The sequence below is a fragment of the Devosia sp. 1566 genome (assembly GCF_004005995.1).
Classification (GTDB): domain Bacteria; phylum Pseudomonadota; class Alphaproteobacteria; order Rhizobiales; family Devosiaceae; genus Devosia.
In genome coordinates, this window is record NZ_CP034767.1 from 3,895,510 (window position 1) to 3,919,471 (window position 23,962).

At 64.6% G+C, this 23,962-nt stretch carries 23 protein-coding genes; 18 read left to right on the plus strand and 5 right to left on the minus strand.

What is annotated here, in order from left to right; translation table 11 throughout:
• Positions 1 to 158: 158 nt before the first annotated feature.
• Both ELX51_RS18495 and ELX51_RS18500 read left to right on the plus strand, forming a co-directional pair.
• On the plus strand, positions 159 to 1,358 hold the full coding sequence (locus tag ELX51_RS18495; RefSeq protein WP_127754871.1) for a mandelate racemase/muconate lactonizing enzyme family protein: 1,200 nt from the start codon (positions 159 to 161) through the stop codon (positions 1,356 to 1,358).
• Between the two features lie 80 nt (positions 1,359 to 1,438).
• A complete protein-coding gene (locus ELX51_RS18500; protein ID WP_127754872.1) occupies positions 1,439 to 2,605 on the plus strand; it encodes a mandelate racemase/muconate lactonizing enzyme family protein in 1,167 nt (388 codons plus the stop codon).
• 116 nt (positions 2,606 to 2,721) lie between these two features.
• Here ELX51_RS18500 and ELX51_RS18505 read toward each other — a convergent pair whose 3' ends face one another.
• On the minus strand, positions 2,722 to 3,042 hold the full coding sequence (locus tag ELX51_RS18505) for a hypothetical protein (RefSeq protein WP_127754873.1): 321 nt from the start codon (positions 3,040 to 3,042) through the stop codon (positions 2,722 to 2,724).
• 86 nt (positions 3,043 to 3,128) lie between these two features.
• Here ELX51_RS18505 and ELX51_RS18510 point away from each other — a divergent pair, with 86 nt between their 5' ends.
• The 6 genes from ELX51_RS18510 to ELX51_RS18535 all read left to right on the plus strand — a co-directional run bounded on the left by ELX51_RS18510 (position 3,129) and on the right by ELX51_RS18535 (position 9,032).
• Entirely contained in the window at positions 3,129 to 4,022 is an 894-nt protein-coding gene (locus ELX51_RS18510; RefSeq protein WP_127754874.1) for a helix-turn-helix transcriptional regulator, read from the plus strand.
• A 66-nt stretch (positions 4,023 to 4,088) separates the two neighbouring features.
• The gene (locus ELX51_RS18515; RefSeq protein WP_248305186.1) at positions 4,089 to 4,934 is read left to right on the plus strand and encodes a dihydroorotate dehydrogenase electron transfer subunit; all 846 of its coding nucleotides are present in this window, start codon (positions 4,089 to 4,091) and stop codon (positions 4,932 to 4,934) included.
• On the plus strand, positions 4,928 to 5,869 hold the full coding sequence (locus tag ELX51_RS18520) for a dihydroorotate dehydrogenase (RefSeq protein ID WP_127754875.1): 942 nt from the start codon (positions 4,928 to 4,930) through the stop codon (positions 5,867 to 5,869). The genes ELX51_RS18515 and ELX51_RS18520 overlap by 7 nt, the downstream gene beginning before the upstream one ends.
• Entirely contained in the window at positions 5,866 to 7,158 is a 1,293-nt protein-coding gene (locus ELX51_RS18525; protein ID WP_127754876.1) for a hydantoinase/carbamoylase family amidase, read from the plus strand. Before ELX51_RS18520 ends, ELX51_RS18525 begins: the two co-directional genes overlap by 4 nt.
• Positions 7,159 to 7,175: 17 nt before the next feature.
• A complete protein-coding gene (gene pyrC, locus ELX51_RS18530; RefSeq protein WP_127754877.1) occupies positions 7,176 to 8,216 on the plus strand; it encodes a dihydroorotase in 1,041 nt (346 codons plus the stop codon).
• A gap of 105 nt (positions 8,217 to 8,321) precedes the next feature.
• Positions 8,322 to 9,032, plus strand: coding sequence for an orotate phosphoribosyltransferase (locus ELX51_RS18535; RefSeq protein ID WP_127754878.1), 711 nt, complete (start codon positions 8,322 to 8,324; stop codon positions 9,030 to 9,032).
• Positions 9,033 to 9,105: 73 nt separating this feature from the next.
• Here ELX51_RS18535 and ELX51_RS18540 read toward each other — a convergent pair whose 3' ends face one another.
• The 4 genes from ELX51_RS18540 to ELX51_RS18555 form a co-directional block, all read right to left on the minus strand.
• Entirely contained in the window at positions 9,106 to 10,389 is a 1,284-nt protein-coding gene (locus ELX51_RS18540; RefSeq protein WP_127754879.1) for a TRAP transporter large permease, read from the minus strand.
• Position 10,390: 1 nt separating this feature from the next.
• The gene (locus ELX51_RS18545) at positions 10,391 to 10,909 is read right to left on the minus strand and encodes a TRAP transporter small permease (protein ID WP_127754880.1); all 519 of its coding nucleotides are present in this window, start codon (positions 10,907 to 10,909) and stop codon (positions 10,391 to 10,393) included.
• A gap of 99 nt (positions 10,910 to 11,008) precedes the next feature.
• A complete protein-coding gene (locus ELX51_RS18550) occupies positions 11,009 to 12,025 on the minus strand; it encodes a TRAP transporter substrate-binding protein (RefSeq protein ID WP_127754881.1) in 1,017 nt (338 codons plus the stop codon).
• Positions 12,026 to 12,170: 145 nt separating this feature from the next.
• The gene (locus tag ELX51_RS18555; protein ID WP_127754882.1) at positions 12,171 to 12,800 is read right to left on the minus strand and encodes a hypothetical protein; all 630 of its coding nucleotides are present in this window, start codon (positions 12,798 to 12,800) and stop codon (positions 12,171 to 12,173) included.
• Positions 12,801 to 13,186: 386 nt separating this feature from the next.
• Between ELX51_RS18555 and ELX51_RS18560 the strand changes: the two genes are divergently transcribed.
• The 10 genes from ELX51_RS18560 (at position 13,187) to ELX51_RS18605 (ending at position 23,796) form a co-directional block, all read left to right on the plus strand.
• Positions 13,187 to 14,674 (plus strand): ABC transporter substrate-binding protein, encoded by a 1,488-nt coding sequence (locus tag ELX51_RS18560; protein WP_248305187.1) that lies wholly within the window; start codon positions 13,187 to 13,189, stop codon positions 14,672 to 14,674.
• Positions 14,675 to 15,062: 388 nt separating this feature from the next.
• Positions 15,063 to 16,010 carry an ABC transporter permease gene (locus ELX51_RS18565; RefSeq protein WP_282567590.1) on the plus strand — a complete coding sequence of 316 codons (948 nt, stop codon included), beginning with the start codon at positions 15,063 to 15,065 and terminating at the stop codon, positions 16,008 to 16,010.
• Positions 16,007 to 16,861 (plus strand): ABC transporter permease, encoded by an 855-nt coding sequence (locus ELX51_RS18570; protein ID WP_127754885.1) that lies wholly within the window; start codon positions 16,007 to 16,009, stop codon positions 16,859 to 16,861. The genes ELX51_RS18565 and ELX51_RS18570 overlap by 4 nt, the downstream gene beginning before the upstream one ends.
• Complete coding sequence (locus tag ELX51_RS18575; protein ID WP_127754886.1) at positions 16,858 to 17,667, plus strand: ABC transporter ATP-binding protein; 810 nt, start codon at positions 16,858 to 16,860, stop codon at positions 17,665 to 17,667. The genes ELX51_RS18570 and ELX51_RS18575 overlap by 4 nt, the downstream gene beginning before the upstream one ends.
• Entirely contained in the window at positions 17,664 to 18,425 is a 762-nt protein-coding gene (locus tag ELX51_RS18580; RefSeq protein WP_127754887.1) for an ABC transporter ATP-binding protein, read from the plus strand. The genes ELX51_RS18575 and ELX51_RS18580 overlap by 4 nt, the downstream gene beginning before the upstream one ends.
• Positions 18,422 to 19,210 (plus strand): DUF1684 domain-containing protein, encoded by a 789-nt coding sequence (locus tag ELX51_RS18585; RefSeq protein WP_127754888.1) that lies wholly within the window; start codon positions 18,422 to 18,424, stop codon positions 19,208 to 19,210. Before ELX51_RS18580 ends, ELX51_RS18585 begins: the two co-directional genes overlap by 4 nt.
• A gap of 129 nt (positions 19,211 to 19,339) precedes the next feature.
• Complete coding sequence (locus ELX51_RS18590) at positions 19,340 to 20,620, plus strand: aminotransferase class I/II-fold pyridoxal phosphate-dependent enzyme (RefSeq protein WP_127754889.1); 1,281 nt, start codon at positions 19,340 to 19,342, stop codon at positions 20,618 to 20,620.
• A 111-nt stretch (positions 20,621 to 20,731) separates the two neighbouring features.
• A complete protein-coding gene (locus tag ELX51_RS18595) occupies positions 20,732 to 21,421 on the plus strand; it encodes a hypothetical protein (RefSeq protein ID WP_127754890.1) in 690 nt (229 codons plus the stop codon).
• A 161-nt stretch (positions 21,422 to 21,582) separates the two neighbouring features.
• A complete protein-coding gene (locus ELX51_RS18600) occupies positions 21,583 to 22,485 on the plus strand; it encodes a sulfurtransferase (protein WP_127754891.1) in 903 nt (300 codons plus the stop codon).
• 93 nt (positions 22,486 to 22,578) lie between these two features.
• Entirely contained in the window at positions 22,579 to 23,796 is a 1,218-nt protein-coding gene (locus ELX51_RS18605) for a YeeE/YedE family protein (RefSeq protein ID WP_127754892.1), read from the plus strand.
• Positions 23,797 to 23,962 lie beyond the last annotated feature (166 nt).

The following is a 23,962-nucleotide window of genomic DNA, read 5'->3' on the forward strand; positions in this document are numbered from 1 at the left end:
ACCCACTGAACGGCACCTCCCCCTTGATGGGGAGGCTGGGAGGGGGTGCGGGAGCCACGATGTCGGGGCGAACGCCCCTTACCCTTGATCCCTCCCCGCCCGGGGGAGGGTGTCGACTGAAAGGTCAGCGACACCGCCAACAAGGTTCAGGAGGAACCATGAAAATCACCGATCTGCGCTGCGCCGTTATTGGCCGGCACCCCATTGTGCGCGTCGTCACCGATGAAGGCCTCTATGGCCTGGGGGAAGTGGAATACACCAAGGCTTATCTCAAACCCTGGGTGCTCCATTTCCGCGATGCGCTGATCGGGGAAGACCCCACCGATGTCGAGCGCTGCATGCTGAAAATCCGCCAGCGCGGCTCGTTCAAGCCCTATGGCGCCGCCGTTTCGGCCATCGAGCATGCCCTCTGGGACATCGCGGGCAAGGCTGCCAATGTGCCCGTTTACAAGCTCCTCGGCGGCAAGGTGCGCGACCAGGTCCGCGTCTATAACGGCTCCATCCGCCAGAAACGCACCGGCGATCGCCCCGAGGATTATGCGGCCGACGTCAAATGGATGATGGAGCAGCCGCAGAACTTCTTCATGGTCAAGCAGGGCATCAGTTTTCATTCCAACATGAAAACCGCTGTTCCCGATTTCCATTATGGGGTTACCCAGCCGCGCCTGTTCCACGGCGCCATGGACCAGGGCCAGATCAGCGAGCACGCTTTCAACCACATGCTCGATTGCGTCATCGCCATGAAGGAAGTGCTGGGTGACAAGGTTTCCCTCGCGCTCGATTGCGGCCCCGGCTGGTTCCTGCCCGATGCCATCCGCTTTGCCCAGGCGGTCGAGAAATACAATCTGATGTGGCTCGAGGACATGCTGACCGGCGATTACGTGCCCTGGGTCAATCCCCAGGCCTATCGCGAGCTGACCACCTCGACCTCCACCCCCATCCATACCGGCGAGCAGATTTATCTCCGGCACAATTTCAAGGAACTGATCGAAACCCAGGCCGTGCGCATCATCGGCCCCGATCCTGCCGATATCGGCGGCATTGCCGAGCTCAAATGGGTGGCCGAGCACGCCTATATGCATTCCATCATGATGGCACCGCATGGCACCGCCAATGGCCTTTTGGGCCTCGGCGCCCTCATCAATGTTTGCGCCACGCTGCCGGCCAACTACATCGCCTTTGAATATCCCAGCGCGTCCGATCCCTGGTGGGAGGACATCGTCATCGGCCTGCCCGACCAGATCGTCACCAATTCCATGGTCGATCTGCTCGAAGCGCCGGGCCTGGGGCTCGATATCGATCCCGAGGGGGCCCGGCCTTATCTGCTGGAAGATGATTTGGACTTTTTCGCCCCCTGAGGAGAGGGGCGAGAGAGCAGCTTGCACACAACAATCGGGCTGCACCGCAAGGGGCAGCCACGCGCGGGGAGGAGAACCACGTGAAAATCACTTCGGTCACCACAGCGGCCACATCGGGCCATTGCATGCATCTATGGGTGCGCATCGAAACCGATGCCGGCATCACCGGCCTCGGCGAATGCGTCCATGGCGGCCACCAGGCCATTGCCATCATCCAGCGCGAACTGGCGGGCAAGCTCGTCGGTCGCGACCCCTTCGCCATCGACGCCATCTTTGAGGAAATCCGCCGCAGCCTCGTTTTCGAAGGCGGCTTTGCCGGCGCCTTGATCACCGCGCTCACCGGCGTCGAGATCGCCCTTTGGGACCTCAAGGGCAAAGCCCTGGGCGTGCCGATCTATGAGCTCATGGGCGGCAAGTTCCGCGACCACATTCGCGTTTACTGCGATTGCGAAGTCTCGCCCGGCATGAACATGGACCAGGTGCAGGCCGAGGTCGATCAGGTGCTCGCAGCCGGTTTCACCGCCCTCAAGGTCGATCTCGATATCCGCGCCTATGGCCATACCGGCACCGAAACCGACTGGTATGAAAAGGACGGCTTCAACATGACTCCCAACAAATGGGAACATGACCGCATGGTGCAGCTGGCCGAAATGGTGGTCAAGGCCGCCGGCAAGGAGGTGGAAGTCGCCTGCGACCTGCATACCCGCCTCGACAAGCACAGCGCCATCCGCCTCGCCCGCGATCTCGAGCACCTGCAGTTGATGTGGCTCGAAGAGCCCATTCCGCCCGAGAACATCGATGTCATGGCCGAGATCACCCGCAGCACCACGACCCCGATCTGCGCCGGCGAAAACCTTTATCTGCGCCACGGGTTCAGGAAGCTGCTCGAGCAGCAGGCGGTGGATATCATCATGCCCGATATCCCCAAATGCGGGGGCCTGTCGGAATGCCGCAAGATCGCCGAGCTGGCCGATCTCTACTCAATCCCGTTTGCGCCCCACAACGTGTCCTCGCCCATCGGCACCATGGCCTCGGCTCAGGTCTGCGCCACGGTGCCCAATTTCCTCGTTCTCGAGTTCCATTGGTTCCACCGCGATTACTGGTCCACCATCACCGATGGCGGCGAGATCATCAAGAACGGCAGGATTGCGCTCAGCGATCGGCCGGGCATCGGGCTCGAGCTCAACGAGGAAGTCGCCCGCGCCCACCAATATCCCGGCACGACCTGGTTTGAGCCGATGCAGTAATCCGGCGCCACAGCGCCGGCGCTGCAAGGCACCGGTCGTTACCCCCGCGATCATGAACGGCAAAACCCTGCGCCGGCGCCTCAAGCGCCGGCCGCGTCATTATCCCCCAGCGGGACTTACGCCGCCTGGGCTTCCAGCAGGTCGAAGGTCGCGACCTTGTTGGCAAAGGCGAATTTTTCAGCGGTGGAGCTGTCCATCGCCGTCATCGCCTGGTTCAGCAGCGCCTTGAATTCGACCAGCGCCGCGCTCGCATCATCCACCGAAAAGGGCTCGCCTTCGAACCGGGCGACAAAGCGTGCAGCCACCCGGCCAAGCAGGGCGAGAATGGCGGCATTGTCGCTATCCTGACGGGCCAGTTCGCGCACTTTCTGGTGGAACTCGGTATAGGTCCGGATCCCCCCGCTTTGTTCTTCAAGCCAGGTATAAAGGTCGTGCACTCTAGGTCTCCTGTCATAACAGACGCTTGCTGGACGGCGGAAACGGGCGTGTATATCAAAAGTGAGACTTAGCGCAAAGGGAAAGCATGTCCGCCCAATTCGAGGAAATCGGCAAACGACTGCGCGCTCATCGGATCGGCAAGAACCTGAACGCCGATGATATTGCCGCCCATCTTGGCATCTCTCGCGCTGCCGTTTACCGGCTCGAGAAGGGCGAAATCGTCAAGGTCCAGATCCTGGAATCCATCGCCCGCTTCCTTGATGTATCCCTGCCTTCGCTCTTGGGCGTTGGCGTCGAATACTACAGTAATGCCCTCTCGTTTTTCGAGCGCATGCGCCAGCTCGAAGAAAAGTCGCACTATCTCCTCGGCAATTTCTCGCCGGTCTCGTCTCTCTTGCTGTCGCCCGACTACATGGATTATCTTCGCCTGATGCTGGTGGAGGCCATTTCTGAAACCGAGCGCGACCGCCCCGCCGCTCTACACGCCATCGACAATATTCTCGATCTCCTCAATGAGCGCCGCCGCAGCGCCACAAGGCGCAATGTGCCCATCGTCTCCATCGTCGGCAGCCAGGATATCGAGCGGTTTTTGCTGTTGGGTCTCGTCGGGAGGCTGGATCTACCGCGTGAAGTCCAGGCCGAGCGCCGTGCCGCCGCCCGCCTCGAAATCGAGCGGCTATGCACCACGCTCGAGCGCCAGCCGATCGGCACCCAGATCGGCATCATCGATGGCCAGCCGCCCAGCCAGACCTTCCAGATCTATGAGCGCGACGCCGATTCCGCGGTCACTCTCTCGCCCTACCGCCTTGGCGATCAACCCAATATTTCCTCGGGCATCGCCATTGTCACCACCGCGCCCGAAGCGGTGCACCACTTCCGTGACACGCTCGAAGCGCAATGGGCCGTGGCGAAGAAAGGCCCCGATGGTGCCGCCATCCTGCGCCGCATCATCGAGCGCACGGCCGCGACCTTCCCCTGAGCGCGCGGGCGTACCGACCACGCAGGCCCATTGACAACCTGCCCGGGGCTGCGCATTGTCTCAAAAATGAGACAGGATGAAATCTCCGCCCTCGCCCCCGCCGCTCCTTTTATGCCGCGCATTGCGGATACCTCGGCGCGTGTCCTCAGCAATGACTGGGTTAATGCCGAATATAAGCTCGTCGTGCTCGATGCCCCTGGTGTCGCCGCCACGGCCGAAGCGGGCCAGTTCTTCAACATCGACTGCCCGGCAATCGGCGAAGACAAGCCGTTCTTTCGCCGCCCCATGAGCACCTATGCCGCCGACCCCGCGACGGGCCGGGTGGAGTTCCTCTACAAGGTCGCCGGCGCCGGCACCCGTGGCCTCGCCAGCCTCGCGCCCGACAGCACGCTGCGCATTCTTGGTCCCCTGGGGGTCGGCTTCAGCTTGCCCGAGGGTATCCGCTCCATTGTCGTGGTTGGGCGTGGCGTCGGGCTTGCAACCCTCGCGCCCCTGGCCGAACTCGCCCGCAGCTGCGGCATCGCCGTTACTGCCCTTGTCAGCGCCCGCGATCCCGCAGCTGTGCTCTCGGTGGAGCGCTTCCGCTCCGCCGGCGCTGCCGTCGAGATCGTGCTCGACAGCGATGGCACCAGCGAGCTGCCCCATGTCGAGGCCCTGCTGCGGCGCCTCCATGCCGATGGCCGCGCCGACGCTCTTTACACCTGCGGCTCCAACCGTCTGATGCTGCTGCTCCAGCGCCTCGCCGCTGAACTCGACCTTTACGGCGAAGTCGCCATGGAACAGCAGATGGCCTGCGGCCTGGGCATGTGCTTTTGCTGCGTGCGCAATTTCACTGTCGATGGGCAAACCGTTTCCAAGCGCGTCTGCTGGGATGGCCCCGTCTTTCCCCTTGCCGAGGCCACCTCATGGTAGACCTGCGCACCGATCTCGGGCGAGGCCTGGTCCTCGCCAATCCCGTCATGCCCGCCTCGGGCACCTTTGCCGAAGGCCTCGCCGACGTCATCGACCTCAACACGCTAGGCGCGCTGGTCACCAAGACCATCACCGCCGAATTGCGCGGCGGCAATGCTACGCCCCGGGTGGCGGAAGTGGGCAATGGCATGCTCAATTCCATCGGCATCCCGTCCAAGGGGATTGCACATTTCCTCGCCGAAACCCTGCCCTTTTACCGCAGCTTTGCGAGCCCGCTGATCGTCTCGGTCTCGGCGCCCACCATTGCCGAATTTGCCCAAGCGGCCGCGCAGCTCAACCAGCCCGGCATTGCCGGCATCGAAGCCAATATTTCCTGTCCCAATATCGAGGAAGACGGCAAGGCCTTCGCCATGCGCCCCGCCACCACCGAACAGGCGATTGCCGCCATGCGCGCCGTCACCGACCTGCCGCTCTGGGCCAAGCTCACCCCCAACACCGGCGACATTGCCGGCGTCGCCCGCGCCGCTGAAGCCGCGGGCGCCGATGCCGTGGTCGTCGCCAACACCATCCTCGCCATGTCGATCGACATCGATACGATGCGCCCGACCCTCGGCAACATCATGGGCGGCCTGTCCGGCCCCGCCTTCAAGCCCATTGCCCTGCGCATGACCTATCAATGCGCCCGCGCCGTCCGCATCCCCGTGATCGGCTGCGGCGGCATCAGCAGCGCCCGCGACGCGGTCGAGTTCCTGCTCGCCGGCGCGCGCGCCGTGCAAATCGGCACCGCCACCTTCACCCGCCCCGGCACCATGCCCGAAGTGATCGCCGGCCTCGCGCAATACTGCGAACGCCATGGCTTCACGAGCCTCGACCAGCTCATCGGCGCCCTCGACACCGACATGCAGCTCCCCCACCTGATGGAGGCCGCCCAATGAACGCCCTTGCGCCTGCGGCCGATATCGATTGGACCGCCTTCCCCACCGAGCATGAGCTCGCCACCGCCATCTTTGCCGAACTGGCCCGCTGCACCGGCGACGGCGTCGGCATCACCCGCGAATGCTATGCACCCGGCGAAGACGCGGCGCTGGCCATCTTCTCGGCCGTCGCCCACGCCCATGGCTTTGCCATCAGCATCGATCCCGTCGGCAATCTCCTCGTTTGCCTGCCCGGCGATGATGGCACCCGCCCCGCCCATCTCATTGGCTCGCACGCCGATTCCGTGCCCCAGGGCGGCAACTACGATGGCGCCGCCGGCATCGTCGCGGGTCTCGCCTGCCTTATCCGCATTGCCCGCTCGGGGCGCGAGCTCACCACCCCCGTGCGCCTGCTGATGCTGCGCGGCGAGGAAAGCGCCTTTTATGGCCGCGCCAATATCGGCTCGCGCGCCCTTTTTGGCATCCTCTCCCCCGCCGATCTTGCTGCCCGCTCGCGCGGCACCGGCCGGACCCTGGCCGAAGCCATGACCTCGGTCGGCATCGACCTCGCCCCCATCCGCGCCGGCCAGACCCTTTTTGACCCCAGCACCGCCGCGAGCTACCTTGAACTCCATATCGAGCAGGGCCCGGTGCTGATCGACCGCCGCCTGCCCGCCGCAGTCGTCTCGGGCATTCGCGGCAATCTGCGCCACCGCCGCGTCGTTTGCCGCGGGGAAGCTGGCCATTCCGGCACCATCCCTCGCTGGCTGCGAAAGGATGCCGTTTTCGCCTTTGCCGATCTTGTCGGGCGCCTCGACGAGCATTGGCGCGTCCTCCTCGAGCGCGGCCTCGACCTCGTGGTGACCACCGGCATTGTCGGCACCGATCCAGACCAGCATGCCCTCAGCCGCATCCCGGGCGAAGTCATGTTCTCCTTTGAAGTGCGCAGCCAGAGCCACGACACGCTCGAAAGCTTCTACGAGCTGTTCCGCGCCGAATGCCGCGCCGTCGGCCAGCAGCGCGGCGTCGTCTTCGAGCTCGACGAGCGCGTTTATACCGAGCCCGCTCGCATGGACCCCGCCGTGATCGAGCGCCTCTGCGCCGCCGCCGCCGCTTGCGACCTCGATCCCCAAACGCTGCCTTCGGGCGCCGGCCATGATGCGGCGGTGTTCGCCAATGCCGGCATTCCCTCGGGCATGGTGTTCGTGCGCAACGCCAATGGCTCGCACAATCCCGCCGAAGCCATGGATATCGGGGATCTCATCAAAGGCACCGATGTGCTTTATAAGGCCGTGACCGCCACCAACTGAGCCAGGCCCCCGACCCCATGCGATCCCTGACCATCCGCAAGCCCGTCGACCTTCACGTGCATTTCCGCGACGGCGCGGTGCTCGATGCCGTCGTGCCCCACACCGCCCGCCAGTTTGCGCGCGCCATCGTCATGCCCAATCTGGTGCCCCCCGTCACCACCGCCGCGATGGCCGCCGCGTATCGCGCGCGCATCGAGGCGGCGATCCCCGAGGGGGTCGACTTCACCCCCATCATGACCTGCTACCTCACCGACGCCACCGACCCCGCCGACCTCATTGCCGGCCATCGCGACGGCATCTTTGCCGCCGCCAAGCTCTACCCCGCCCACGCCACCACCAATTCGGCCCATGGCGTTACTTCCATAGCCGGGCTCGATCCTGTGTTCGCAGCGATGGCCGAAGCCGGCATGCCGCTCCTCACCCATGGCGAGCTCGTCCACCACGATGTCGATATCTTTGATCGCGAAGCGCGCTTCATCGATGCCGTCCTCGCCCCGCTGCTCGAGCGCCACCCGACGCTCAAAGTGGTGATGGAGCATATTACGACGAGCGAAGGCGCCCAGTTCGCGAGGAGCCACGGCAGCCGCGTCGCCGCTACCATCACCCCCCAGCACCTGCTTTATGATCGCAATGTGCTGTTCGAAGGCGGCATCCGCCCCCATTATTATTGCCTGCCCATCCTCAAGCGCCGCTCCCACCAGCTGGCGCTGCGGGAGGCGGCCACCAGCGGCGCGCCCAACTATTTCCTGGGCACCGACACGGCCCCCCATCTGCGCCATCTCAAGGAAAATGCCTGCGGCTGCGCCGGCGTCTTTTCCGCTCCCGTCGCGGTCGAGGCCTATCTCAAGGTCTTTGCCGAGGAAAACGCGCTCGACAAGTTCGAGGCCTTTGCTTCCCTCAATGGCCCCGCCTTTTACGGCTTTGCGCCGTCACAAACCCGCGTCACCTATGAGGAACGCGCCTGGACCGCGCCCGCCAGCGTTTCGGTGGAAGAGCACCAGATTGTCCCGCTCTTTGCGGGCGAACGAGTTGACTGGGCTTTGAGCCGCGGTTTATAGCGAACCGGTTGCAATCGAGATTTAAGCACCCTGCGGCGCTGGACTTCCATCCGGCGGCCGCGATTTCGCGCGACCGCATGACGCAATGATGAAGGACTGTTTCCCATGAGTGCACTGCACCGCAGCGAAGACAAAAAAGCCATCGCCCGGCAAACCGCCCGGATGATGCTCGAGATCAACGCTGTTCACTTCAATGCCGAACATCCATTCGTCTTCACCTCCGGCTGGGCCAGCCCGGTTTACGTGGATTGCCGCAAGCTCATCTCCTATCCGCGCCTGCGTTCGGCGCTGATGGACATGGCCGCCCAGACCATCGTCACCGAAATCGGCTATGAGTCGATCGACGTGGTCACCGGTGGCGAAACCGCGGGCATCCCCTTTGCCGCCTGGATCGCCGACAAGCTGATGCTGCCCATGCAGTATGTGCGCAAGAAGGCCAAGGGCTTTGGCCGCAACGCCCAGATCGAGGGGGAAGTGATCGCCGGCGCCCGCACCCTCCTCGTGGAAGATCTCGCCACCGACGGGCGCTCCAAGGTCATGTTCGCCGATGCGCTGCGCAAGGCGGGCGCCAAGGTCGACCACTGCTTCATCGTCTTTTTCTACGACATCTTCCCCAACAGCCACGACCTGATGAAGGAGCTCGGCATCGAGCTGCATTATCTCGCGACCTGGTGGGATATCCTCGAGGCAGCCAAGGAATCCGGGCACTTCGATGCCAAGACCCTGACCGAGGTCGAAAGCTTCCTCAACGACCCCTCGAGCTGGTCGGCTGCCCATGGCGGCATTTCCGAATTCTCCCCTACCCCTAAGGAATAAGCCCGTTTTCAACCGGCAAAACAAAAGGGCCGCCCAGTGGGCGGCCCTTTTTTTTGTCCCTCTGTGACCCCGGTCAGGGCGCCAGCATGCGGGGCAGGAACATCGAGATCTCGGGCAGATAGGTGATCACCAGCAAGGCCAGCAGGTTCACCACCACAAAGGGAAAAATGCCCGAAATGATCTTGCCCACCGACTCCCCGAGCGTCGAGGACGCCACGAAAATGTCGAGCCCGAATGGGGGCGTGATCATGCCGATACAGGTGTTGAGGCACACGATGATGCCGAAATGGATGGGATCGATGCCAAAGCTGACCGCCACCGGATAGAGCGCCGGTACGAGGATCAGCATGGTCGAATTGGGATCGATGAACATGCCGGCGACAAGGAACAGCAGGTTGACGATCAGGAGGAACATCACCCAGTTCGCATCGATCGCCCCGAGAAAGTCGATCACCAGCGTTGGCAGCTGCGCCAGCGTGATGAAATAGGCCACGATCGAGCCCATCGCCAGCAGCACGAAGATCGTGCCCGTGGTCACCGCCGCGCCGGTCGCGACCTTGAACACATCGCCCAGTTTCATGTGGCGATAGATCAGCACCTCGACAATCAACGCATAGGCCACGCTGACGGCGGCAGCTTCGGTGGGGGTGAAGAGGCCCGAATAGATACCGCCGAGCAGCACGACCGGCAGGCCCAGCGCCCAGATCCCGCGCCCCACCACTTTGAGCCGCTCGCCCCAGCTCAGAGGCGCATCGCCCTTGATGCCGTGGCGATAGGCGTAAAACAGCACATAGCAGCAAAACACGCCGGCCAGGAACAAGCCCACGACGAGGCCGGCGGCAAACAGCGCCGCCACCGACGTGCCGGTGAGCCAAGCATAGATGATGAGCGTGATCGAGGGCGGGATCAGCAGCGATACTTCCGCCGAGGACACGATGAGCCCGAGCGAGAACTTGTCGGAATAACCTTGCCGCTGCATTTCGGGATAAACAATGCCGGCCAGCGCCGCCACGGTGGCCGGCGCCGAACCCGATACCGAACCGAAGGCCGCCGCGGCCGCCACTGTAGTCAGCCCCATGCCGCCCCGGCGATGGCCGAGAAAGGCCCCCACCAGCTGGATCAGGTGCCGCGCGATCACCCCCTTGGACATGATCTCGGCGGCAAAGATAAAAAACGGAATGGCCAGCAGCGTCGAATGGTTGATGCCCCCGACGATGCGCTGCCCATAGATCAAATCGGGCATGCCGGAAAAGAAGAATTCCTTGGTCAGGATGCCCGGAATGCCGAGCACGATGAGCATTTCAAAGCCAAGGAAGAGGAGGGCCAGCGCCCCCGCAACAAGAACGGCAATCAACATCTCAGTGGGCCTCAGCCTTGTTGGACCAGCGATCGATCAGCCCGAACAGGCTCATGGCATAGCGCAGCGCCAGCAGCAGAAAGCCGACAGGCAGCGCGTAATACAAAAGGGCGGCCGGGACGCCCAGGGTCGGGCTCATCTGCCCGGTGCGCCCCACGGTCTGCGCCATCTGCAGGCCGAACCAGGCGATATAAAGCGAGAGCACGAGCCCAGACAGATCAATGGCCCGGCGGATCCAGAGCTGGGCGCCCGAGGACATGCGCTCAAGGAAACTGGTCATGGCGATCTGGCGCCCTTCGGCCAGCGCCAGCCCCAGCGACAGAAACACCAGCCATACCATCAGATAGCGGGCGGCTTCGTCGATCCAGGCGAAATTGCGCGCATAGACGGGAACCAGTTCGCGCACGACCACACCGGTGACGTAAAGCGCGACCATGATCAGCATCAGGGCTGCTAGCGCGATCCGCTCCAGGGACGACCAGGCGGCGAGCGCCTTGGAAAACTTGCTGTTTGGGCTCATGTCACTGCGGGTTCCCTCTGCAAAAAAGAGGCGCCAGGGGAAAAGCTCCTGGCGCCTGCTGGCTGCTGGCGCCTTGCGGCGCCGGTTCGCTCAATTGGCTTACTGCCCCGAGACCGCGCTGTATTGCGCCTCATAGGCATCCACGATTCCCTGCCCAGCGGCACCCGCATTGGCGAGATAGGCATCGCGCGCGGGGCCATACATGGCTTCCCGGAAAGCGGCGCGCTGCGCGTCGTCGAGCTCCTGGATGGTGATGTCGCTGGCGCGGATGGTTTCGAGCGCGGTGGCCTGGGCGGCTTCCTTGAGCTCTTCCACCTGCGGGCGCACTTCCTCGAAGGCCTCGATGATCACGGTCTGGTATTCGGCCGGCAGGCCATCCCACCAGGCCTGGTTGAACATCACCACGTCCTCATTGGCGCCGTGCTCGGACACCAGCAGGTAGTCCTGCACTTCGTGGTACTTCATGGTCGCGATCGTATCGAGGGCATTTTCCTGCCCGTCGACCACGCCGGTCTGCAGAGCGGTGTAAAGCTCGCCAAAGGGCAGCGCCACGGCCGAAGCACCGACGGCATTGAACTGCTCGATCAGCACCTTGCTGTCCATGACGCGGAAGCTCTGGCCGGCGAAGTCCTCGAGCGCGGCAATCTCTTCATTGGAAGTCATCGACTTGCGCCCATTGGGCCAGATGGCAATGGCCTTGAGCCCGAGCGGGGCAAAGCTGTCGAGCACGGCTTGGCCGAAAGCGCCGGTGCGCAGCTCATTGGCCTGGGCGCGATCGGCGGGATACAGGAACGGCACGTCAAGGATCGATACGGCAGGGTTGAAGCCGGCAAGGAACGCGGCGGGCGACACGGTGCCTTCCATCAGCCCCAGCTGGGTGCCTTCATTCATCTCACGGGCCTGGCCGAGCTGGCCGGCGGGGAACAGCTGGAACGCCACGTTGCCGTCGGTGCGCTCCTTGACGAGGTCGGCCACCATCACCAGGCCCTTGTGACGCGGCTGCTGGTCCGATTCCAGGTGGCCGATCCGGGCGGTGAATTGCTGGGCGGCGGCGGGCAGCGCCCCGATCAGTGCGGACAGGACCGCGACGCTGGCAAGCAAAACACGACGGTTCATTTGGTTCCCCTTCATTCAAAATTATTTTCGACAAAAGCCCTGCGCCCCAACGGAGTCAAGCGAACTTTCTCAAAAACTAGACAGTTCTGTTATCCTGCCCCAATGTTGGGCGGCCTGCCCAAACTCTGGCCCGGTTAGTACCCATTCACGGCAGCGCCAGTTCCTCGGTAAATCCGGCCAGTTCCGTCCCCACCGGCAGCAGCGCCCGCACCGCTTCGCGCACCGCTATCACATCGACATCGCGCGCCAGCACCACCAGCACCACCCCTTGCGGCTCACCCACATCGCGCCCCTGTCGCTCTGCCGTGGGCAGCGCCGAGATGGCCTGGTCGGCCAGGCCCAGATGGCACCCCGCCACCCCAGGCAGCGCCGCAATCCCCGCCGCCACCGCCGCCCAGTCCTCCTCAGCCTCGGCCACAAGGCACCCCACCAGCACCCGCTCGCCCGGAGCCTCGCCAGCGCTGGGGCCAAAAAAGCCGACGCAGCGCCGATTGTTCTGAAACTGGCGCATCACCCGCTGCGTCCAGGGGCTGGGATCATTGAGCCGCGCCAGATACGCCGCCGACCGGCTCACCTCGGGTTCCGCAAGGGTATACAGCGTGAAAAACTCGAGCGGCGCCTCGTCGGCCCGCCACCGCGTGCCACCCAAAAAGCCGGGGATGGCGAGGCGCTCGGGCATATGCTCCTCGCGGTGCCAATCGACGAAATCCTGCCGCCCTACGGCCGGGATCCCGTTCCAGATTGCGACAAAGCCGCGCCCCGCCAGTGAATGCATCCGTATCTCCGCAAAATCGGCCGGGCCATAACTGTAGCGCAGCCGCGCAACATCGCCGCTTCGTCTCACGATTGAGACGAAAGCTCCATCTGCTTTGCCGCTTGTGCAGTATCCGCCCGCGTTCTGCTGTTGTTGCGCCTCGCACAACCCACCAGAACTTGGCGCCCAGCCCCGGCGGGCTGCTTATCCCGGCTGCCGCCAGCTTGGCAATGCCCACGCCCCCGCGTCCGGTTGCCCCAGCCGCCGGAGAACAGCTTTCCACAAACCGGCTTTTTGCAGAATTTGCTACTCCTCTGGAACCCAGCGCGAGCAGTCCATCTTCCTTCCACTAATGGAGTTGGCTGCCGCCCTGCCTTATGCTGCGGCACCCTTTTCGTGGAGCCCTCATGCCCAAAATTGCGCTTCTTGCCGCCGCCCTGCTTGCTGGCGTCAGCTTTCTGCCCGCCGCCGCCTTTGCCCAGGATTTTGATCCCGCCGCCACCATCCGCATCGGCTCGCTCTACGAGCCGCAGAACCTCGACAACACCGCGGGCGCTGGCCAGGGCATCAACGAGGCCTTCAACGGCAATGTTTATGAAGCGCTGTTCCAGCTCACCGATGCCGGCACCGTCGAGCCCCGGCTCGTGGCCGATTACACCGTCTCGGAAGACGGCCTCACCTATACCTTCACCCTCCGCGACGGGGTGACCTTCCATTCCGGCGATCCGCTGACCGCGGCCGACGTAAAGCACTCCATCGAGCGCGTCACTGCCGAAACCTCGCAAAGCTCGCGCAAGCGCAGCCTTTCGACCATCACCGGCATCGAGACCCCCGATGACCAGACTGTGGTCATCACCCTTTCGCAGCGTTCCATCTCGCTGCCCTACAATCTCTCCTATGTCTGGATCGTCAACGACGCCGCCCCCGACATCACCGCCGCCGAAGACGGCACCGGCCCCTACCAGCTCGCCGAATGGCGCCGCGGCTCGGCCCTCGCCCTCACCCCGTTCGAACAATATTGGGGCGAAGCACCCAGCAATGGCGGCGTGCTGTTCCAGTATTTCACCGAGGCCACCGCGCTCAACAATGCGCTGCTGACCAATGCGGTTGACATCATCACCTCGGTGCAAAGCCCCGATTCCCTGGCGCAATTCGCCGACAACCCGGCCTTCACCGTCACCGAAGGGGCCTCCACCACCAAGGAAATCCTCGCCTATAACGACCGCCTCGCTCCCTTCGACAACCCCCAGGTGCGCAAGGCCCTCGCCCGCGCCACCAACAAGGCCCAGCTCCTGAACTCGGTCTGGGGCGACTATGGCACGCTGATCGGCTCCTTCGTGCCCCCCACCGATCCCTGGTATGTGGATCTGACCGGCGTTGATGCCTATGACGTCGAATCCGCCAAGGCGCTCCTTGCCGAGGCCGGCTATCCCGACGGCTTCGAGTTCACCCTCGACACGCCCGACTACGACCCCCACCCGCTCGTGGCGCAGTTCCTGCAGGCGGAATATGCCAAGATCGGCGTCACGGTGAACATCAACATCATCACCGCCAATGAATGGTACACCAAGGTCTACCAGAGCCACGATTTCCAGGCGACGCTGCAGGAGCACGTCAATCACCGCGACATCGTCTTTTACGGCAATCCCGAGTTCTACTGGGGCTACAACAACCCCGAAGTGGTCGAGCTGATCGCCAGCGCCGAAGCGGCCGCCTCCGAAGCCGAGCAGACGCAAAAGCTGACCGAAGCCAACCGCATCATCGCCGAAGACGCCGCCAGCAACTGGCTCTATCTCTATCCCCAAATCGTCGTTTCCGCCGCCAATGTCACGGGCTACCCGACCAACGGCCTCAACGCCCAATTCTTCGCCTACGACATCCAGAAGACCAACTGACGGCCTGACCCCGATCCACCGGCAAACACCGGCCCATCCCCTCCCCCTTTGCGGGGAGGGCTAGGGTGGGGGTTCAGGCCCATCCACCAGCCAGAACCCCGGCGCTTCCCTCAACGCTCGCCGCCAGCCTCTCCGCTCCCACCCCTCCCCCTTGCGGGGAGGGTAGCGCAGCTTGGGCCGCAAGGCCCTAGCGGAGCTGGGGTGGGGGTCGTCGACCCTGCCACCGCTAGGCCCGCTCTTCTCCAGAGAGCGAACTTAGAGCACACATCCAAACCTTGGATAACCCCACCGGCCCTTTCGGGGCGCCGGTGGTTTTGTCCATCGCCCCCAGCTACACTGCGCGCGTCGCATCGCCGCCAAAGGACATCAGCCCATTCTCGCCTATACCATCCGCCGCACCATCATCCTGCTGCTGTCCCTGCTGATCGCGGCCGTGGTGCTGTTCGTGCTGCTGCGCCTGCTGCCCGGCGATCCCGCCAATGCGCTGCTGGGCGTCGGCGCCACCCCCCAGCAGATCGAGGCCGCCCGCGCCCAGGTCGGCTCCGACCAGCCCCTCTTCACCCAGTTCACCACCTTCCTCGGCAATATCGCCCGGCTTGATCTGGGCACCTCGTTCGTCAGCCGCGCCTCCGTGCTCGCCGAAATCGGCAATCGCCTCGCCGTCACCCTGCCCCTCACCGCGCTTGGCTTTGCCATCGCGCTCCTCCTCGCCATTCCCCTCGGCATCATCTCGGCGGTCAAGGCCGATCGCTGGTATGGCGCCGCCATCTCGGTCGTCTCGCAACTCGGCATCGCCATTCCCGTGTTCTGGGTCGGCATTCTGCTCGTTACCCTTTTTGCCGTGAACCTGCGCTGGCTGCCCTCGGGCGGCTTTCCCCTGCGCGGCTGGAGCAGCTTTGGCGAAGCCGCCACCGGCATGATCCTGCCGGCCCTCACCATTGGCCTCGTCATGGGCGCCTCGCTGCTGCGCTATGTCCGCGCTGCCACCCTCGAAGTGCTCGGCAGCGATTTCCTGCGCACCGCCCGCGCCTTGGGCGCCAGCTTCCCCGAGGCTCTCATCCGCCACGGCATCCGCAATGGCGCCGTGCCGGTGATTTCCATTCTCGGCATCGAGCTGGCCTCGACCTTTCTCGGCGCCGTGGTGATCGAGCGCGTCTTCAGCCTGCCCGGCCTTGGCTCCATGCTACTCCTCGCCATCCAGCAGCGCGATTATCCCAATGTGCAGGGCGTGCTCTTCGTTTCGACCCTCCTCGTCCTGCTCATCGGCTTTGCCGCCGATCTTGCCCAGCGCCTGATCGATCCGCGCCTGCGCACCCGCAGCGAGGCCCGCGCATGACCAGCATTTCCACCACCGCCACCGCGGCCCCGCAGCGCCGCCCGCGCGCGCTGCTCCTTTGGGTCGGCATGGCCCTGGTGAGCCTCCATCTCGTTGTCGGGCTCCTGACCCTCGTCTGGACGCCCTATGATCCCACCGCCTTTTCCGGCGGCCGCCTCGAGGGCCCAAGCCTTCTCCACTGGGTCGGCACCGACCGGCTTGGCCGCGATCTTTGGACCCAGCTGATGATCGGCAGCCGCATTGCCCTTCAGGTCGGCACCGGCGCTGTCGCCATTGGCGCGGTGATCGGCGTTACCCTCGGGCTTCTCGCCGCCTTTGCCAGCAAATGGCTCGATGACGTGCTCGCCGCCGCCCTCGATATTCTCATTGCCTTCCCGACCCTCCTCATTGCCATGCTGGTGGTGGCGGCCAGCGATACGGCGAGCCTCGGCTCCGCCATCCTCGCGCTCGGCATTGCCCTTTCGGCCATCGTCGCCCGCCTCACCCGCATTCTCGCCAAGCGCGTTCTGGTGATGGATTACATCACCGCCGCCCGCACCTCGGGCAGTTCCTGGCCAAAGATCGTGCTCATCCACATCCTGCCCAATATCCTGCCGACCCTTTCGGTCAATTTCGCCCTCCAGTTCGGCCTTGCCGTCATTGCCGAAGCCTCGCTCTCCTATCTGGGCCTCGGCGCCCCGCCGCCCAATGCCTCCTGGGGCCGGCTGCTGCAGGAAGCCCAGGCCACGGTTTACACCGCCCCCATCGGCGCCATCGCGCCCGGCCTCGCCCTTGTGTCGCTGGTGATTGGCATGAACCTCCTCGCCGATGGCCTGCGCGACCGCGCCGATCCGACGAGGCGCAGCCGATGAGCCCCTTGCTGACGGTCGACAACCTTTCCATCCAGGCCGGTACGACGACGCTGGTCTCGAATCTGAGCTTTACCCTCGCCCGCGGCGAACGCCTCGGCCTGATTGGCGAATCCGGCTCTGGCAAGTCGCTGACCGCGCTGGCCATCACCGGCTTGCTGCGGCGGGGCCTTTCCGCCACCGGCTCGGTGCATCTCGCCGGCCAGCAGATGGTCGGCACATCAGAGCAAAAGCTCAACCCGCTACGCGGCACCGCTGTCGCCACCGTGTTCCAGGAACCGCTGACCGCGCTCGATCCCCTGATGCGCATCGGCAAGCAGATCGCCGAGCCCCTGGCACGTCGCGCCCGCCGCGACGGCAAGCCCCTCTCCGGCAGCGCTCTCGCCGAAGCAGTGCAAACCCTGATGGGCGAGGTATCCCTCCCCGATCCCGCCCGCATTGCCCGTGCCTATCCCCATGAGCTCTCCGGTGGCCAGCGCCAGCGCGCGGCTATCGCCATGGCGCTGGCCTGCCGGCCCGATCTGTTGATCGCCGACGAACCCACCACCGCGCTCGATGTCACGACGCAAGCCGAAATTCTGCAGCTGCTCGATCGCCTGGTACGCGAGCGCAACATGGCGCTGCTCTTCATCAGCCACGATCTGCCCGTCGTCGCCAACACCGTCGAGCGCATCGTCGTGCTGCGCCGCGGCATTGCCGTGGAAGCCGGCCCGGTTAGGACCGTGTTCAACACCCCCCAGCACGAATATACGCGCAGCCTCCTGGCCGCCGCGCGCAGCTTTGATCGGGCACTGGAGGGCCAGCCATGAGCCTTGTTACGGTTGAAAATGTTGGCTTCGGCTACACCCGGAGCCGCCCGATCCTCCAAGATATCTCGTTCCAGATCGCGGAGGGCGACACCGTCGGGCTGGTCGGGGAATCCGGCTCGGGCAAAACTACGATTCTGCGCCTGCTCCTCGGCCTCGAACGCCCGGGCACTGGCACCATCCAGTTCGATGGCGCCCCGCTCGACCCGCGCAACCGCGCTTTCATGCGCAATTTCCGCCGCCAGGCGCAGGTCGTGTTTCAGGACCCCTATTCCTCGCTCGATCCGCGCCAAACCATTCAGGCCGTGATTGCCGAGCCCCTGCGCTCACTGCGCATCGAAGGCGACCACGGGCAGATGATCAGGGCGGCCCTCGCCGCCGTCGGGCTCGATGCCGATGCCGCCACCCGCTACCCCCACCAGTTCTCGGGCGGCCAGCGCCAGCGCATCGCCATCGCCCGCGCCATTGTCGCCCGGCCCCGCCTGCTGCTCGCCGATGAAGCGGTAAGCGCCTCGGATCTCACCACCCGCATCCGCATTGTCCAACTCCTGGCGGGCCTCAGCCAATCCATGAGCCTCTTGCTCGTGTCGCACGATCTGGGTGTCGTTGCGGCCCTCTGCCGCCGCGTCATCATTCTCGAGCGCGGGCGCATTGTTGAAGCCGGCCTCACCCGCGACGTGCTCGCCCATCCCCAACACCCCTATACGCAGCGCCTGCTTGCCAGCGTGCCGCGCCTGCATCTGGAGAGCCCGACGCCATGACCACCGCCCCCGCCGATTACACCGCCTGGCAAGACCGCCGCCTCGCTGCCCTCAAGGCCCCCGATGGCTGGCTCAACATCATTGCCCGCGATTGGCTCTCCGAAGGGACCGTTGCGGTCGGCAGCGCCGCCGATAACGACATCGTCCTGCCCGCCGGCCCGGCCCATATCGGCACCCTCACTCAAGGCCCGGACGGCAGCGTCACCTATACGCCCGTTGGCGGCGAGCCGACCAAGCTCGCGCTCTCCAAAACCAACCCGCCCCGCTTCACCGCCGAAAACCTCCTGCTCGAAGTCACTACCCTCAACGGCGAAAACGCCCTGCGCGTGCGCGACACCGCTTCAACAGCTGGCGACGACCTGCCGCCCATCCAATACTTCCCCTATGATCCGAGCTGGCGCATCTCCGCCCAGTGGATCGCGCTCGACGCCCCCAAGCAGCTTTCCATCACCACCTCCAAGGCGATCCCGACCGAGGTCGAGGCCTCCCACAAGGCCGTGTTCACCCGCGAGGGCACCACTTACGAGCTGCTCGCCACCCATGGAACGCCGCAAAGCCCACAATTCGTCATTCGCGACCTGACCGCGCAAAGCGAAACCTATGGCGCCTGCCGCTTTGTGTTCGGCGAGGAGGTCACCGACACCACCATCGTCCTCGACTTCAACAAGGCCATCAATCCGCCCTGCGCCTTCACCGATTTTGCCGTCTGCCCGCTGCCCCCCGCCGAGAACGTCCTGCCCATCCGCATCGAGGCCGGCGAAAAGCGTCTGGCCAACAGCCACTAGGCCGCGCGCTTTTCCCTTGCGCCACCGTCCGGGGGAACACTGTTCCGCCCCCGGGCGGTTGCCGCCCTCACTTCGGCATGCTCCCTTGCAGCACCAGCCGACCGGCCCACAAAAACACTGGAGGAAACCATGAAGCTCGAATCCATCGCCCTGCACCACGGCTATACCGCCGAAGCCACCACCAAGGCCGCGGCCGTGCCGATCTACCAGACCACGTCCTATACCTTTGACGACACCCAGCATGGCGCCGATCTCTTCGATCTCAAGGTCGCCGGCAACATCTATACCCGCATCATGAACCCCACGACCGCGGTGCTCGAAGCGCGGGTCGCCGAGATGGAAGGCGGCATTGGCGCCCTCGCTGTCGCCTCGGGCATGTCGGCCATCACCTATGCCATCCAGACCATCGCGGAAGCCGGCGACAACATCGTCTCCATCTCCCAGCTCTATGGCGGCACCTATAATCTCTTCCAGCACACTTTCCCCCGCCAGGGCATCGAAGTGCGCATGGTCGGCTTTGACGATTTCGAGGGCTTTGAGCGCCTGATCGATGCCCGCACCAAGGCGGTGTTCCTCGAATCCATCGGCAACCCGCTTGGCAATGTCGTCGACATCCAGCGCATCAGCGAGATCGCCCATCGCCATGGCGTGCCGGTGATCGTCGACAACACCGTCGCCACCCCGGTCCTCTGCCGCCCCTTCGATTTCGGCGCCGATATCGTCGTCCACTCCCTCACCAAATATATCGGCGGGCACGGCACCTCGATCGGCGGCATCATCGTCGATAGCGGCAAGTTCAACTGGGTCGCCAACAAGACCCGCTTCCCCATCCTCAACCAGGCCGACCCCTCCTATCATGGCGTGGTTTATACCGAAGCGCTTGGCGCCGCCGCCTTTATCGGCCGCGCCCGCGTCGTGCCGCTGCGCAATACCGGCGCCGCCCTTTCGCCCTTCAACGCCTTCCTGATCCTGCAGGGCCTCGAAACCCTGGCGCTGCGCATGGAGCGCCATTGCGACAACGCACTTAAGGTCGCCCAATTCCTCCAGAACCACCCCAAGGTCGCTTGGGTGAACTACGCCGCCCTCCCCGATAGCCGCTTCCACGCCGCGGCCCAGAAGATCACCAAGGGCAAGGCCTCGGGCATTTTGAGCTTTGGCATCAAGGGCGGCCGCGACGCCGGTGGCGTCTTCATCGACAACCTCAAGATGATCCTGCGGCTGGTCAATATCGGCGACGCCAAGTCGCTCGCCGCCCATCCGGCCACCACCACCCACCGCCAGCTCAACGCCGAGGAACTGGCCAAGGCCGGGGTGTCCGAAGACCTCGTGCGCATCTCGGTTGGCATCGAGCATATCGACGACATCATCGCCGATATCGAGCAGGCCCTGGCCGCCGTCCCGGCCGCCTGACCCACTCCGCTCGCCGGCTGCATTCGCACCGCCGGCGAGCACCTGTCGTTTTGTTCAGAACGCGTTCATCATCATGGCCAAAACCCGGCCAACCCGCCCCGGAGACCCCGTTTGCACCCCTTCACCACCCAGCTGCTCGACGCCATCACCACCGGCAATCCGGTCCCCCGCGCCACTGCCAATCCCCCGCAAACCCCCGCTGAAAGCGAAGCCATCCAGTCCGAATTGATCGCCGCCCTCGGTGGCATCGGTGCCTGGAAAGTCTCCCCCTGGTCACCCGGCGCCACCATGACGGCGGCTCCCATTCCCAAGGCCTGGGTTCACCAAAGCGCTGAAACCGTTGATCTTTCCGGCCTGCGCTTCGAGGTCGAGTTCGCCCTGGTTGTCGCTGATGACGGCTCCTTCCGCATCGCCCCCGCCCTCGAATTCATCCGCTCGCGCACTCAGGCCGACGCTGAATGGCCCGCCGCGGCCAAGCATGCCGACCTCCTCGTCACCGGCGGCCTCGTCCTCGGCACCCCCCAGCCCCTGCCCGCGGCGGACAGCGAAATTGCTGTGACAATCCAGCTACTTGCCGGCGAGGAAAGCCAGACGCTGACCACCACCCTGTCGGTTCCCGACCTCCTGGAAGCGGCCCGCTGGACCAGCGAATACGCCAGCCGCATCGGCCTGCCCTTCACCCCCGGCACCGTCATCATCACCGGCGCCCGCCTCGGCCCGATCGAGCTAGCCGCCAATCATATCCGCGCCGAGCTCGACAGTTTCGGTGCCGTCGAGATCTTCCGCGCCGGGGCACAATAAACTCCGCCCGCGGCGATACTTGCCGCCGAGTAGAATTTTCTTCTCTGCTCGGCGGCCAAAACAACGAGCCTTTTATCCAATCCGCCTGCGCTTTGGAGCGCCAGGCTTCGCTTCCGCACGCCCAAGGCCTTATGCTCCCAGCAACTTTGCAGGAGTGTGGGATGCGTTTTTCGTCTTTGGTTGCGGCCGCCATGCTGGTCGCGGTTCCCGTGTCCGTCCAGGCCGCCGAGGTGACCCCGCTGGTCACCGCCGACTGGCTCAAGGCCAATGCCGGCGATGAAAACGTCAAGATCATCGACATCCGTGACGAGATCGAAGGCACCGACCTCGGCGAATTGCCCTATATCGCCAATGCCGTGGTCGCTCCCTATGCCAGCGCCGGCTGGCGCACCGAGGTCGACGGCGTCCCCGGCCAGATCCCGCCCGAAGCTGAGATCGCCGAGCTGATCGGCAATCTGGGCATTGATGGCGACGATCACGTCGTGATCGTTCCCTGGGGCACCGATTCCTCCGAATTTGGCGGCGCCACGCGAGTGTACTGGACGTTCAAATATCTGGGCCACAACGATGTTTCCATTCTCGATGGCGGCTGGCGCCAATACGACGCCCAGGGCGGCGAGCGCGTCGCCGAGGCCGCCAAGCCCGTGCCCGTTGAGTTCCCCTACGAGATTCAGCCCCAACTGCGCGCCACCACCCCTGACGTGCAGGCTGCTCTTGAAAAAGGCACCAAGCTCATCGATGGCCGCCCCACCGAGCAGTTCGTCGGCCAGTCCAAGAGCCCGGTCGTTCGTGTCACTGGCACCATCCCGGGCGCGGTCAACATCCCGCACTCCACCCTTTACAGCGGCGAATATGCGAGCTTTGCCCAGCCCGAAACCATCGCCACCCTGGCGCAGGGCGTGGGCCTGGCCGAAGGCGAAGAGAACATCGTCTTCTGCAACACCGGCCACTGGGCATCAATCGCCTGGTTCGCCCTGAGCGAAGTGGCGGGCAACAAGAACACCGCCATGTATGACGGCTCCATGGCCGAATGGGCTGCCGATCCGGCCCGCCCGATCCAGTAAAAACCTGGTGCCGGCCCTCCACCACCATCTTGGGTGTTGCGCTTGACCGGCGCAGCATCCAAAGCTTTTTGAACACACCAGTTTCCGAGACCTATGAGCCAGATATCTGCGGCCGCCCCGCCCAAACTGCTCCCCACCATTGTCCCTGACCGGGCGCCGCTCCTCGTGGCGAGCGCCATGCTTGTCCTGGGCTTTGCCCTCATTACTTGGCAGGTCGACCTGCGACAGGGCGGGCTCTTCCTGATCGGCGCCGCCCTGGGCGTTGCGCTTTACCACGGCTCCTTTGGCTTCACCGGCGGCTGGCGACGTATGGTGGTGGAAAAGCGCGGCCGCGGCATGCGCGCCCAGATGCTCGCCATCGGCGTGGCCGCGATCGCCATGATCCCCCTCGTGGCTGCCGGCAATATCGGCGGCCAGGCCATGGTTGGCGCCATGGCCCCGGTCGGCCTTTCCGTCCTGCTCGGCGCCGCTATGTTCGGGTTGGGCATGCAACTGGGCGGCGGCTGCGGCTCGGGCACGCTGTTCACAGTTGGGGGCGGCTCCGCCCGGATGCTGGTGACGCTGGTCTTCTTCATTATCGGCGCCGTCGCCGGCACGGCCCATCTGCCGTTCTGGCTGCAGCAGCCCTCGCTGCCGCCGATCAGCATCGGTGCCGAACTGGGTGTCGGCTTTGCCATTGCCGTTACCATCGCGGGCCTGGCCATCGTGGCGCTAATCACCGCGCTGGTGGAAAAGCGCGTGCATGGCAATATCGAGCACGAACCGGCGCCGGTTCGGGCCGATTGGGGCTGGATCCTGCGTGGACCCTGGCCTCTCGTGGGTGCCGGTCTGGTGCTGGCGCTGCTCAATGTTGCCACGCTTCTGCTGGCCGGCCACCCCTGGTCGATCACCTATGGCTTCGGGCTTTGGGGCGCCAAGATCGCCCAGGCCGTCGGCATCGATGTCGCCAGCTGGGAGTTCTGGACCTGGCCGGCGCAGGCCCAGGCCCTGCAGTCCAGCGTTTTGGCCGACACCGTTTCGGTGATGGATTTTGGCCTTGTGCTCGGCGCCGCCGCTGCCGCCGCCATCGCCGGCAAGTTCGCGCCCAAGGCTGCCTTGCCTCTCGGCTCGCTGCTTGCTGCCATTGTTGGGGGCCTCCTCATGGGCTACGGCGCCCGCCTGTCCTTTGGCTGCAATATCGGCGCGCTGTTTTCGGGCATCGCCACCGGCAGCCTGCATGGCTGGCTCTGGTTTGCCGCAGCTTTCGTGGGCTCGTTCTTCGGCATTGCCCTGCGGCCGGTATTCGGACTTGATGGACTGGCCAAGAAATGAGCGCGCGTAACACCCTTCTGTTTGGCGCCGCTCTGGCCGTTTCCACTGCCGCGATCGCCTATGACCACCTGACCAATCCGGTGCCGCCGCGTCCGGGCACCCAGACCGCTGCCGCAGCGGGGGGTTCTGCCCCTTGTGCAGCCGCGCCCTGTGCTGCGGGGGCCTC